This is a genomic window from Mesorhizobium sp. P2_E10, from assembly GCF_056404235.1.
The window spans coordinates 137,355-150,171 of record NZ_JBFUEK010000006.1; the positions used below are offsets into that span (position 1 = coordinate 137,355).

Sequence of the window (12,817 nt, forward strand, 5' to 3'; positions counted from 1 at the left end):
CTGTATCAGCTCTTCAGCTTGGCGTTGCAGAGGCTGTAATAGCCGCCGCCCTTCTGGATCCAGCGAAGGCCGTTCAACGTACCTGCGTCCTTGTTGCCGTGGTAACCCTGCAAGCAGGTCTTCATCCGCGCCTTCGCGGGCTTTTCGGTCTTGAACTCGGCGGCGAGGGTGGTCGGGAATGTCACGCCCGCCGGCGCTACAGTGGGGGCGACCGCCGCGCTGGTTTCCTTCTTCGGCTGCGGCTCGGTTTTGACCGTATCCGCGCTGGCACTCTCCGCAGCTGACGTAGCGCACTTCTCCGTGCGGAAAGCGGTCCAATCCATGCCGTTCAGAGTGCCGCCTTCCTTGGCTGTGCGATAGGCCTCGCCGCATTCCTTCATCGTCAGTGCGCTTGCAGGGGCGACGCTCCAAGCAACCCATGCCGTCACAGCCAATGCCGCCAATTTCAATCTGGACATAAGACCCTCCTGGTTGACAAAAGTTCGATGTCCTTTTGTATACTGTTTGTTCTGCATATGTTCAATTGGAATCTTTGCAAACCACCGATAAGTCTGGCGGTGGGCAGTGTGGGCGAATAGATGACGCCGACAGCTTCCGCGATATGTAGACGCGAGCAAAGCCGGGCGTATTCGAGCGCAACAAAAAGGCCCGCGCATGTTGCAATGCGCGGGCCTTTGTCTGGAGAATATGGCTACGCGATCAGCTCTTCAGCTTGGCGTTGCAGAGACTGTAGAAGCCGCCGCCCTTCTGGATCCAGCGCAGGCCATTCAGCGTGTTAGCATCCTTGTTGGCGTAGTAGAGCTCGAGGCAGGTGTGCATGCGGCCCTTGGCCGGGGTCTCGCTGGCGTATTTCTTCGAGATCGCCGTCGGGAACTTCACACCTTTGGGAGCGGTGACCGAGGGCTTCTCGGGCTCGCTGGTATAGGTCGCCTCGCTCGGAGCCGGCACGGTGTCGTCGTCATCTGCGCCGGCGCCGCATTCGGCCTTGCGGAAGTCGTTCCACTTCTTGCCGCCCAGCGTGTTGGCGGTCTTGGCCGCCTGATACTTGGCGCTGCATTCGGCCATCGTCAGGCCTTTGCCGGCGTCGGCTGCCTTGGTCGTTGCTTTCACGGGTTCAGCCGTGGCCGACGCGCCGGCAGCGCATTCGGTCTTGCGGAAGTCGTTCCACTTCACGCCGCCCAGCGTGCCGGCGGCCTTGGCCGCCTGATACTTGGCGCTGCACTCTTTCGTGGTCAGGCCCTTTGCCTCGTCGGCAGGCGCGGCAGCCGCCTTGGTCGCTTTGGTCGTCGCCTTGGCTGGCTCGGCTGCAGCGGACGCGCCGGCGGCGCATTCGGTCTTGCGGAAGTCGTTCCACTTCATGCCGTTCAGCGTGCCGGCGGCTTTTGCGGCCTGGTATTTGGTGCTGCATTCCTTCGCCGTCAGGCCCGGCGCCGCGTCGGTGGCGGCAGCCTTGGTGTCGGTCTTGGCCGCGTCGGTGGCCTTTGCCGTCTTCTTGGCCGGCTTGGTATCGGTGGTGGTGGCGCTGGCGTCGGTGCCGCATTCAGCCTTGCGGAACTGGTTCCAAGTCGCGCCGTTCAGCGTGCCGGCATCCTTGGCGGTGTTGTACTTGGTGCTACACTCGGCCATGGTCAGCGCATTGGCTGGCGCCGCCAGAAACAAGGTCACGACGGCGAGGCCCGTCAAAGTGGCTAGTCGGTGGATGAGCATAGCGTTTCTCCGTTGCTGCAGCCCATAATATGTCCCTTGCAGATCATTAGCTCTCAACGATCGGTTGCGCCAGATACAACTGGTGCGGATGCAGCCAGAAACTGCACTCCTCCCGATAAGGTGATGAAATTGTTGTGTCCTGCGCCGTCGACGCAAGCTGTTCCTGGGGGAATCTTCACCGGCCGGCACGCCGTGGCCGGGTGTATTTCCGAAACCCCGTATTGCCATGGTAAGCTGTCGAATCATTTTGACAGCCGCCACAATGCTTTTCTAAGGAATCGTAATATATAATCATACAATGTGATGATCGGATGCGGCCCAATTGTGGCACTACGGGCGGCTGAAAAACCGACGGGGATCTGGCAAGCATGGCAGGGCGTTATTTCGGCACGGACGGCATTCGCGGGCGCGCCAACAAGTTTCCGATGACGGCGGAGATCGCCATGCGGGTCGGCATGGCGGCCGGCCTGTCGTTTCAACGCGGCAGCCATCGCCACCGCGTCGTGCTCGGCAAGGATACAAGACTTTCCGGCTATATGATCGAGAACGCGATGGTGTCGGGCCTGTGTGCCGCCGGCATGGACGTGTTCCTGCTTGGCCCCATTCCGACGCCTGCCGTCGCCATGCTGGTGCGATCGCTACGCGCCGACATCGGCGTGATGATCTCGGCCTCACACAATCCCTATTACGACAACGGCATCAAGCTGTTCGGTCCCGATGGCTACAAGCTCTCCGACGAGATCGAGGAGCGGATCGAGGGAATGCTGGACAAGGACATCGAACTGGCGCTCGCCGATTCGGACGGGCTTGGCCGCGCCAAGCGCGTCGATGGCGTGCATGACCGCTATATCGAATTCGCCAAGCGCACTCTGCCTCGCTCGATGTCGCTTTCGGGCCTCAGGATCGTCGTCGACTGCGCCAATGGCGCCGCCTACAAGGTGGCTCCGGCAGCCCTTTGGGAACTGGGCGCCGAGGTCATCGCCATCAATGTCGAGCCCAACGGTCTGAACATCAACAAGGAGTGTGGCTCTACGCATCCGGCCGGGCTGCAGAGAAAGGTGCATGAGGTGCGTGCCGATATCGGCATCGCGCTCGATGGCGATGCCGACCGCGTCGTCATCGTCGACGAAAACGGCGCCATCGTCGATGGCGACCAGATCATGGCGCTGATCGCAGAGTCCTGGCACCAGAGCGGCCGGCTGGCCGGTGGTGGCGTCGTCTCGACGGTGATGTCCAATCTCGGCCTCGAACGCTTCCTCGGCGGCATGAACCTGCAACTGCACCGCACCAAGGTCGGCGACCGCTACGTCGTCGAGCACATGCGCGCGCACGGGCTGAATGTCGGCGGCGAACAGTCGGGCCACATCGTGCTGTCCGATTTCTCGACCACCGGCGATGGCCTGGTCTCGGCGCTGCAGGTGCTGGCCTGCATCAAGCGGCAGAACCGGCCGGTCAGCGAATTGTCGAAGAAGTTCGAGCCGGTGCCGCAACTGCTGAAGAACGTGCATATTTCCGGTGGCAAGCCGCTTGAGGAGGCGCCGGTCAAGGCGGCAATCGAAGAGGCCCGCAATCGCCTCGGCAAGGCCGGGCGACTGGTCATCCGGCCCTCCGGCACGGAGCCGCTTATCCGTGTCATGGCCGAAGGCGACGACCCGCAACTGGTCGAGGCCGTCGTCAACGACATCGTCGAGGTCATTTCGGAAACGCGTAGCGCCGCCTGATCCCGGCGTGTCCAGGGGACGCGCAGCGCTGTCGGTTCGAGACGTTGCAAAGCCCGCCTGAAGGCGGGCTTTTTTTTATCCAGTCGACGCAATGCCGCGCCTTGGGCAGGCAGTGTCTTCCCGCTAAAATTGTATAGATTCGTGGTTAATCGACACGGTTAAACGCCTTTTAACCTTTGCAATTCATTATCCACAACTGAGGTCAATCACATTCGGGCGGGTTCGATGGTCCGAGAGTTCTCAGGGGTGACAAGCATGTTCAATACAGCACGAAAGGCTCTCTTTGCCGCGCTGCTCGCGGGAATGGCCGGACCAGTATTCGCCGCCGATTTGGCGGAGCCGCAGGTCGAAGAGGCCCCGCCGCCGGTTGCCTACGAGCAGCCCGCCGATTTTGGCGGCTGGTACATTCGCGGTGACATCGACTATCACTGGTCGAAGTTCGGTGGCGGCGACTACACCACCTACAATGCGGCACCGCCCCAGCTTCCCGGCAGCTTTGCCACCGGCTCGCTGAAGAGCGCTTTCTCGGCCGGCGCCGGTGTCGGTTATCAGATCAACCAGCATTTCCGCACCGATCTGACGGCGGACTGGATGTCCAGTTCGAAATTCCGCGGCTCGACCAGCGGCTTCTGTAATACGCCCGCTCCCGGCACGCCTTGCGTTTCGACCGACACCTCGTCCTATTCGGCGCTGCTGCTTCTCGCCAACGCCTATGTCGATATCGGCACATGGCACGGTGTGACGCCCTATGTCGGCGCCGGCATCGGCGGCGCCTGGGTCAAGTGGGACACGCTGCACAACAGCGATGCCGACGGCGATTTCTTCCATAGCGGTGGAAAGGGCTGGCGCTTTGCCTATGCCGCCATGGTCGGCGCTTCCTACTGCCTGACCGACCGGGTCAAGCTCGATGTCGGCTACCGCTACAGCCACATCAATGGCGGCAAGATGTTCGAATACGCCGCCGACAGCAATGTCGGTCCGGGCTACGACCGCGGCATCAGCGTCCACGAAGTGCGCGGCGGCCTGCGCTACCAGTTCGGCAGATCGGATTGTGCCCCGGCGCCGGAGCCCTACGTCCCAGAGCCGCAGCCGATCTACACCAAGTAGTCGCTTCGAAATCCTCAAGCTTGCGAACCGCCCGGCCTTGCCGGGCGGTTTTCGTTTGAGCCGAAAGCTCATCGAAATCAATTCGGTAACTCTCCGTTATCCTTAACCGGCACTTAACCACTATGGTTAACAATGCTCTCAAACGGCGCTCGTGATTGCGATGCGCCAACTTCGGGAGCCGAGGACCATGACCTTTAGATCGCGTATCGCATTGATGCTTGCCGCAATCGTCCTTATGCCGCTGGCGCCCGTGCATGCCGCCGACTACGACCCGCCGATCTATGTCGATCAGGCACCGGACTATCAACCGGTCGAGGTCGGCTCCGGATGGTATCTGCGCGGCGATCTCGGCTATTCCTTCAGCCATCCGTTCACCGACGAAAGCAACGCGCTCGGCGTCACCAACTTCTCCCAGAGCAGCAGCCTTTTCACCGGCAGTGTCGGCATTGGCTACCATCTCAACGACTATCTTCGGCTCGAGCTGAATGGTGGAATCCTGCCGAGCAACGAGTTCGGCGACCATGCATTGGTGCCAAACGGGTGCGCCGGAACGACAAACAGTCTGTTCCCTGACGGGAGTGGCGGGTTCATCATCGTTCCGGTGGCTGCGACCCAGGACTGTATGGCATCGAACTACGGTACCAACAAAGGCTACAGCGTCATGGCCAATGGCTATGCGGACCTCGGCACCTATGTTGGTATCACTCCGTACATCGGTGGCGGCGTCGGCATCGCCTACAACAGGTATTTCAAGACCCAGGGCGAGCGCGATTGCGTTGAAATCGCCCCTGATGCGACGTCGGGCGCTGGCGGCTTCGCGTGTAACGATCCGGCCGGATACAAAGGGTCGGAAGACTCCCAGGCCAAATTCAACCTCGCCTATTCGATCGGTGCCGGCCTGTCCTATCAGGTGTCCAAGAATGTCTCGCTCGACCTCGGCTACGAGTACTTTTCGATCCCGAGCGGTAAATATGTCGCTTATGACGGCGGCGCCTTCAACATCCACAAAGGCATCAGCTATCAGACGGTCAAGCTCGGCCTGCGCTACGACCTCTGGTAGGTGCGGCGAAGCTGAAGAATCAGAACGGCGGGTCTTGCGGCCCGCCGTTTGCTTATGCGGCCGGCATTTCGTCGCATGCGGCCAGTATCCTGGCCGCGACAAAAACTTTCCTCTTGACGCCTGAAGTCTGAACGCATATCGCCGTCCGTGGGCCACCCCTCCCCAACGAGGGGCCACTATCTGGAAGGATAGACCACGATGACGACGCATACGAAGCCTGGACTCCGTCCGGCAAACCCCAATTTTTCCTCAGGTCCCTGCGCAAAACGCCCCGGCTGGTCGGTCGAGGCGCTGAGAAATGCTGCGCTCGGTCGCTCCCACCGCGCCAAGATCGGCAAGACCAAGCTCGAACAGGCGATCGAGCTGACGCGCGAAATTCTCCAGGTCCCGGCAGATTATCGCATCGGCATCGTGCCGGCGTCGGATACCGGCGCCGTCGAGATGGCACTGTGGTCGCTGCTCGGCGAGCGCGGCGTCGACATGGTCGCCTGGGAGAGTTTTGGCTCCGGCTGGGTCACTGATGTGGTCAAGCAGTTGAAGCTCGCCGACGTGCGCAAGATCGAGGCTGGCTACGGCGAACTGCCTGACCTGAAAAAGATCGATTTCGACCGCGATGTCGTCTTCACCTGGAACGGCACCACGTCTGGCGTGCGCGTGCCGAACGGCAATTTCATCCCGGCCGATCGCAAGGGCCTGACCATATGCGACGCCACCTCGGCGGCGTTCGCACAAAGGCTCGATTTCCAGAAGCTGGATGTCGTCACCTTCTCCTGGCAGAAGGTGCTGGGCGGCGAGGGCGCGCACGGCATGCTGATCCTGTCGCCGCGCGCCGTCGAGCGGCTGGAGAGCTACAAGCCTGCATGGCCGCTGCCGAAAATCTTCCGCCTGACATCGGGTGGCAAGCTGATCGAAGGCATCTTCAAGGGCGAAACCATCAACACGCCTTCGATGCTGTGCGTCGAGGATTATCTCGATGCGCTTGCCTGGGCAAAGTCGATCGGCGGCCTCGAGGCCCTGATTGCTCGCGCCGACGCCAATGCCGCCGTGCTTGACGGCTTCGTCGAGAAGTCTTCGTGGCTCGGCCATCTTGCCGTCGAGCCGGCCACGCGCTCGAACACTTCGGTCTGCCTGTCCTTCACCGACCCGGATATCGCGGCACTCGATGCCGACGGCCAGGCGGCTTTTGCCAAGGGGCTGGTTTCGGTGCTCGATAAGGAAGGCGTTGCCTATGACATCGGCGCCTATCGCGACGCACCGCCCGGCCTGCGCATCTGGTGCGGCGCGACGGTCGAGACGTCCGACCTCGAAGCGCTGCTGCCTTGGCTCGACTGGGCCTTTGCCGCGCAGAAGGCGTCGCTGAAAGCGGCGGCCTAATCCCTCCCCCTTGAGGGGAGGGTGGCCCGAAGGGCCGGGTGGGGTCGTCTCCACCTGGCTCCACATCCCACCGAAAGAAGATTTGGCCGAGTCCGGCCGTACCGACCCCACCCCGGCGCTACGCGCCGACCTTCCCCTCAAGGGGGAGGGACGTCAATCGCAAAGGATCACGCCAATGCCCCGCGTTCTCGTCTCAGACAAACTCTCCACCACCGCCGTGCAGATATTCAAAGACCGCGGCATCGAGGTCGACTATCTGCCCGATCTCGGCAAGGACAAGGAAAAGCTGCTCGAAGTCATCGACCAGTATGACGGTCTTGCTATCCGCTCGGCGACCAAGGTCACTGAAAAGCTGATCAACGCCGCCACCAGGCTGAAGGTCGTCGGCCGCGCCGGCATCGGTGTCGACAATGTCGACATCCCGGCGGCAAGCCGCAAGGGTATCATCGTGATGAACACGCCCTTCGGCAATTCGATCACCACCGCCGAGCATGCGGTGGCGATGATCTTCGCGCTGGCCCGCCAGATCCCGGAAGCCAACGCTTCGACCCATGCCGGCAGATGGGAAAAGAACCGCTTCATGGGGGTCGAGATCACCGGCAAGACGCTGGGTGTCATCGGCTGCGGCAATATCGGCTCGATCGTCGCCACGCGCGGCGTCGGCTTAAAGATGCATGTCGTCGCCTTCGATCCATTCCTGTCCGACAAACGCGCCGAGGAGCTTGGCGTCGACAAGGTCGAACTGGACGAGCTGTTTGCCCGCGCCGACTTCATCACCTTGCACACGCCTTTGACCGACAAGACGCGCAACATCATCGATGCCGCGGCAATCGCCAAGATGAAGACAGGCGTGCGCATCATCAACTGCGCGCGTGGCGGGCTGGTCGTCGAGGCCGATCTGGTCGCGGCGCTGAAGAGCGGCAAGGTTGCCGGCGCCGGCATCGATGTGTTCGAGGTAGAACCGGCGGACAAGAATGAACTGTTCGGCATGGAAAACGTCGTGGCGACACCGCATCTCGGCGCTTCGACCGCCGAGGCGCAGGAGAATGTGGCGCTGCAGGTCGCCGAGCAGATGGCCGACTATCTGATCAAGGGCGCGGTCTCCAACGCCATCAACATGCCGTCGATCACCGCCGAGGAAGCGCCGCGGCTAAAACCCTTCGTCAAGCTCGCCGAAGTGCTCGGCGCCTTTGTCGGCCAGGTCACCGAGGACCCGATCACGGAGGTCGAGATTCTGTTCGACGGCTCGACCGCGACGATGAACACGCGCGCGCTGATCAGCGCCACGCTTGCCGGTCTGATCCGGCCGCAGGTCTCCGACGTCAACATGGTGTCGGCGCCGATCATGGTGAAGGAACGCGGCATCATCGTTGCCGAGGTCAAGCGCGACAAGTCGGGCGTGTTCGACGGCTATATCAAGCTGACGGTCAAGACCGAGCACAAGACGCGTTCGATCGCCGGCACCTGCTTCTCCGACGGCAAGCCGCGCTTCATCCAGATCAAGGGCATCAATCTCGACGCCGAGGTCGGCCAGCACATGCTCTACACCACCAATGCCGACGCACCCGGCATCATCGGCTTGCTCGGTACGGTCTGTGGTGAGAACGGCGTCAACATCGCCAACTTCCAGCTCGGCCGCAACCGGCCCGGCGGCGACGCCATCGCGCTGCTCTATCTTGATGCACCATTCCCGGAGAATGTGCTGGAACAGGTGCGGGCGCACAAATCGATCGACTCGGCCAAGCGGCTGCAATTCGATGTCGGCGGCGTATAGGCCGGATTTGCCATGAAGGATGGAAGGGCGCGAACCCGTTTCGCGCCTTTTCGTTTTCTAGACCCTCGTTGGAGCTGCCGATGCTTCACCGCCCTGCGGCCGCTATTTTCGGCAAGGCCGATGCCGCCCAACACCAGCGCCAGCGCCGCCCCACAGCAAGGTGGTGAACAGCAGGAACAGATAGGCGTTTCGATGCATGGCGAAATCCAGCCGGAGGAAGGCATGGCGAGGGTCGCTGCCGACCTATTGCGGCTGCTCAGCCAAGTAAATGATGCGAATAGCGAAAATTGTTGTGCCTCAGGGCGTTTTCGGCTGCAAAGAATGGTCGCGCCCGCCGGGTCTTGACGTTATAGAGGCCTGTCGTTTCGAACCGTCTTCAAGCCGCCATGGCGGCATCTCAAGGGAAAAGAAACATGGCCAATGTGGTGGTCGTCGGCTCGCAGTGGGGCGACGAGGGCAAGGGCAAGATCGTCGACTGGCTTTCGGAACGCGCCGACGTTGTCGTGCGCTTCCAGGGCGGCCACAATGCCGGCCATACGCTGGTCGTCGACGGCAAGGTCTACAAACTGTCGCTGCTGCCGTCCGGCGTGGTGCGACCAGGCAAGCTGTCGATCATCGGCAATGGTGTCGTCTTCGATCCGCACGCTTTCGTCGCGGAGGTGGCGAAACTGAAGGCGCAAGGCGTCGAGGTGACACCGGACCGCCTGAAAATAGCCGAAAACACCGCGCTTATCCTGTCACTGCACCGAGAGCTGGACGGATTCCGCGAGGACGCCGCTTCCAATTCCGGGACGAAGATTGGCACGACCCGTCGCGGCATCGGCCCCGCCTATGAAGACAAGGTGGGCCGGCGCGCGGTTCGGGTGATGGATTTGGCGGATTTGGAAACGCTGCCCCTGAAGGTCGACAGGCTGCTGACGCACCACAATGCGCTGCGTCGCGGGTTGGGCCATGCCGAAGTCACGCATGACGCCATCCTGCGTGAGTTGACCTCGGTCGCGGATGAGATCCTGCCCTATATGGACCGTGTCTGGAAAATCCTCGACGACAAGCGCCGCGCCGGCGAGCGCATCCTGTTCGAGGGCGCGCAAGGCACGCTGCTCGATATCGACCATGGCACCTATCCGTTCGTCACCTCGTCCAACACCGTCGCCGGCCAGGCTTCCGCCGGTTCCGGCGTCGGCCCGGGCGCCATCGGCTATGTCTTAGGCATCACCAAGGCCTATACGACGCGCGTCGGCGAAGGTCCGTTCCCGACCGAACAGAAGAACGAGATCGGCGAGTTCCTTGGCACGCGCGGTCATGAGTTCGGCGTCGTCACCGGCCGCAAGCGCCGCTGCGGCTGGTTCGACGCGGTGCTGGTGCGCCAGGCCGTCGCCGTCAACGGCATCAAGGGCATCGCGCTGACCAAGCTCGACGTGCTCGATGGCCTCGACGAGATCAAGGTCTGCACCGGCTACAGGCTCGACGGCGAGATGATCGATTACCTGCCGGCCAGCCAGGGTGCGCAGGCGCGGGTCGAACCGGTCTACGAGACGCTGGAGGGCTGGAAAGGCACCACCGCCGGCGCCAGAAGCTGGAACGATCTGCCGGCCCAGGCGGTCAAATATGTCCGCTACATCGAGGAGCTGATCGGCGCGCCGGTCGCACTCCTTTCCACCAGCCCGGAACGGGACGACACAATACTTGTGACCGACCCGTTTCAAGACTAGTTTCTCAGCCTTTCCGGGCATCGCGGCCGATTTGCGGGGGCCGGCCCAGGAACAAAATACAGGTCGACTGAAGCATGGCAGATTTTGTTGCTGTTCTGAAAAAGACGCTCGACAATCTCGGCGAAACGACGCCGGAGGTGCGTGCCAGGGTCTATGACAAGGCCCGCTCGACCATCGCGGCCAAGCTCGCGGCCATCACGCCGCCGCCGCCGTCGTCGGTCGCCGATCGTCAGAAGCGCGCGCTGGAAGATGCCATATCGAGCGTCGAGCGGGACTACGCCAGAACCGTGCCGGCGTCCGATCCGCTGGCGGAACTGGAACACATTTTTTCCTCCATCGACCGCAACAAGAACCAGCCGAGCCACACCAGGCAGCCGGTGAAAACCGAGCCGGCCTGGCAGCCGGCGGCACCAGCTGCCAAGCCGGAGCCGAGCTGGCAGAAAGCGACTCCGGTCCCGTCGCAGAAAGCGCCTACGGCCCCGTCGCCTTTCGACCCCGACGACAACCGTCTTCCGGACTTCGACGCGGCGTCGAACGACAAGGGCGATGTCTTTGCCAATGACGAGGAGCCCGTTGAGAATACATTCCAGCGCCTGCGTCCGGCCGAGCGTAAGCGCAGCTATGGCGGGCTGATTGCCGCCGCCGTCGCGTTGCTGGTGATTGCCGGCGGCGGCTATGGCATCTGGCTGAACAAGGATGCGTTCGGGAAGATGTTCAGCGGCAATGGCGCCGTTGTCGCCAAGGTCGAACCGGCGAAACCCGCCCCAGCCAAACCGGCGACCACCGATGCCGCGGCACCGGCTGCTGCAGATGCCGAGGGAACGAAGTTCACCCAGCGCCTGACGCCCGAAGGTAGCGAGGTCGACCCGGGTCCGGCGGCAGGACAAAGCGGCATTGGCGAGGGCGAATCCGTCGCCGCGCTGACCACACCGCCTCCGCCCGCACCTGCGCCAGCGACGCCTGCTCCGCCTGCCGGCGATGCTGCAGCCACGGCTGCGCCAACTGCGCCGCCGCCCGCCGATGTGGCTGCCCCGGCGACGCCGCCCGCCGCGGGCGCCGCGCCGGCAACACCGCCCGCCGAGGGTGCCGCGCCGGCAACACCGCCAGCCGCAGGCGCCGCGCCGGCGGCACCGACCGACGCTGCAGCGACTCCGCCGGCGCCAGCTGCCGCCGCCCCGACGACGCCGGCAGCGGCACCTGCCGAGACCTCACTGCCGGTCGGCCAGAAGGCAATCTTCTATGAAGAGCGCACCAGCACGGCCCAGGGTTCGGCCGAGCCCGGCAGCATCGTCTGGTCGCTGGTGCAGGAATCGCCCGGCGGTGACCTGCCGCCGGAACCGGCGATCCGTGCCGAAGCGACCATCCCCGGCAAGGACATCCAGTTGCGCATGACCATCCGCCGCAACACCGATCAGACGCTGCCGGCCAGCCACATCATCGAGATGATCTTCCTGACGCCGGACGGTTTTGAAGGCGGTGGCGTCGACAACATCCTGCGCGTCGCCATGAAGAGCTCGGAACAGGATGCCGGCAGCCCGCTGATCGGCATTCCGGCCAAGATCGCCGACGGCTTCTTCCTGGTGGCGCTCAACGACACCAAGGCGGACGAAGACGCCAATCTGACCTTGCTCAGGGGCCAGGACTGGATCGACGTGCCGGTGGTCTACAAGACCGGGCGGCGGGCGCTGCTGACCATGGAAAAAGGCATTCCCGGCGAGAAGGTGTTCGACGAGGCGATCAAGGCCTGGCAGGCGAAGACGGCGGGCTGAGGAACGTGTGTCTCGCCCTGGCTGTTGCCTTCGTTCAGAAGCCCTGGAACAGCATGTCGAGCGCGGCGACAATGTCGTCGTGATGTCTGGAAAGGTTTCCCTCTGGGTCCCTCAATTCGGAAGCGCTGAAGGCCGACATAAACTGTGTGACCATCACATGGTCTTTGCCGTTTACAACGAAGGTCGGGTTTAGTCGGCGGCCAGGAAGCGGGGCAATCCTGGGCTGCATCAAAGGAACGACGACCCTCGTGTTCAGTCCTTCAAGAATGTCTGACTGCACATCGAGAAGATAGCCGTCGCTCTCGGTATTTCGATAGAAATCGTAACGTGCCATCAGAACGGCCGGTGTTTAGCCAATGGCAGTCCGTTCCTTGTGACATATTCGTTGGAGCTTTCGATGGCGCCCTTGTTTTCTTCCTGCCATCGACGCGTCTTTTCCGCTGCAATCGCTTTCGCGATACCGGCCTCGGCAGCTCGGGAGATGTTGATACCCAGCGCTTTGGCGTCTTTGATCAACTGAGAGTCAATGGACGTGTTGACGGACGTCCTCTGAGTTTTTGGCGTCGATTGAAGCATGGAGGCAACCTCATTTA

General features: G+C 62.5%; 11 protein-coding genes. 7 read left to right on the forward strand and 4 right to left on the reverse strand.

Going from position 1 to position 12,817, the window contains the following annotated elements; genetic code table 11:
• Nucleotides 1–5: 5 nt before the first annotated feature.
• Nucleotides 6–458 carry a hypothetical protein gene (locus AC1D0N_RS17850; protein WP_477246134.1) on the reverse strand — a complete coding sequence of 151 codons (453 nt, stop codon included), beginning with the start codon at nucleotides 456–458 and terminating at the stop codon, nucleotides 6–8.
• A 241-nt stretch (nucleotides 459–699) separates the two neighbouring features.
• A complete protein-coding gene (locus AC1D0N_RS17855) occupies nucleotides 700–1,707 on the reverse strand; it encodes a hypothetical protein (RefSeq protein WP_477246136.1) in 1,008 nt (335 codons plus the stop codon).
• A 368-nt stretch (nucleotides 1,708–2,075) separates the two neighbouring features.
• On the opposite strand from AC1D0N_RS17855, the gene glmM reads away from it, so the two are divergent.
• The 7 genes from glmM (at nucleotide 2,076) to AC1D0N_RS17890 (ending at nucleotide 12,224) form a co-directional block, all read left to right on the forward strand.
• Nucleotides 2,076–3,428: a phosphoglucosamine mutase gene (glmM, locus tag AC1D0N_RS17860; RefSeq protein WP_477246138.1), complete on the forward strand. Its 1,353-nt coding sequence runs from the start codon at nucleotides 2,076–2,078 to the stop codon at nucleotides 3,426–3,428.
• A gap of 255 nt (nucleotides 3,429–3,683) precedes the next feature.
• Nucleotides 3,684–4,535 (forward strand): outer membrane protein, encoded by an 852-nt coding sequence (locus tag AC1D0N_RS17865; protein ID WP_477246140.1) that lies wholly within the window; start codon nucleotides 3,684–3,686, stop codon nucleotides 4,533–4,535.
• Nucleotides 4,536–4,722: 187 nt separating this feature from the next.
• A complete protein-coding gene (locus tag AC1D0N_RS17870; RefSeq protein ID WP_477246142.1) occupies nucleotides 4,723–5,595 on the forward strand; it encodes an outer membrane protein in 873 nt (290 codons plus the stop codon).
• 198 nt (nucleotides 5,596–5,793) lie between these two features.
• Nucleotides 5,794–6,969: a phosphoserine transaminase gene (locus AC1D0N_RS17875; protein WP_477246144.1), complete on the forward strand. Its 1,176-nt coding sequence runs from the start codon at nucleotides 5,794–5,796 to the stop codon at nucleotides 6,967–6,969.
• A 175-nt stretch (nucleotides 6,970–7,144) separates the two neighbouring features.
• Entirely contained in the window at nucleotides 7,145–8,743 is a 1,599-nt protein-coding gene (serA, locus tag AC1D0N_RS17880; RefSeq protein WP_477246146.1) for a phosphoglycerate dehydrogenase, read from the forward strand.
• 413 nt (nucleotides 8,744–9,156) lie between these two features.
• A complete protein-coding gene (locus AC1D0N_RS17885) occupies nucleotides 9,157–10,455 on the forward strand; it encodes an adenylosuccinate synthase (RefSeq protein WP_477246148.1) in 1,299 nt (432 codons plus the stop codon).
• A 74-nt stretch (nucleotides 10,456–10,529) separates the two neighbouring features.
• Complete coding sequence (locus AC1D0N_RS17890; protein WP_477246150.1) at nucleotides 10,530–12,224, forward strand: hypothetical protein; 1,695 nt, start codon at nucleotides 10,530–10,532, stop codon at nucleotides 12,222–12,224.
• A gap of 34 nt (nucleotides 12,225–12,258) precedes the next feature.
• On the opposite strand, the gene AC1D0N_RS17895 is transcribed toward AC1D0N_RS17890, so the two are convergent.
• Together AC1D0N_RS17895 and AC1D0N_RS17900 are read right to left on the reverse strand one after the other, a co-directional pair.
• Nucleotides 12,259–12,558: a CcdB family protein gene (locus AC1D0N_RS17895; protein ID WP_477246152.1), complete on the reverse strand. Its 300-nt coding sequence runs from the start codon at nucleotides 12,556–12,558 to the stop codon at nucleotides 12,259–12,261.
• Entirely contained in the window at nucleotides 12,558–12,800 is a 243-nt protein-coding gene (locus AC1D0N_RS17900) for a type II toxin-antitoxin system CcdA family antitoxin (RefSeq protein WP_477246154.1), read from the reverse strand. Before AC1D0N_RS17900 ends, AC1D0N_RS17895 begins: the two co-directional genes overlap by 1 nt.
• Between the last annotated feature and the right edge of the window lie 17 nt (nucleotides 12,801–12,817).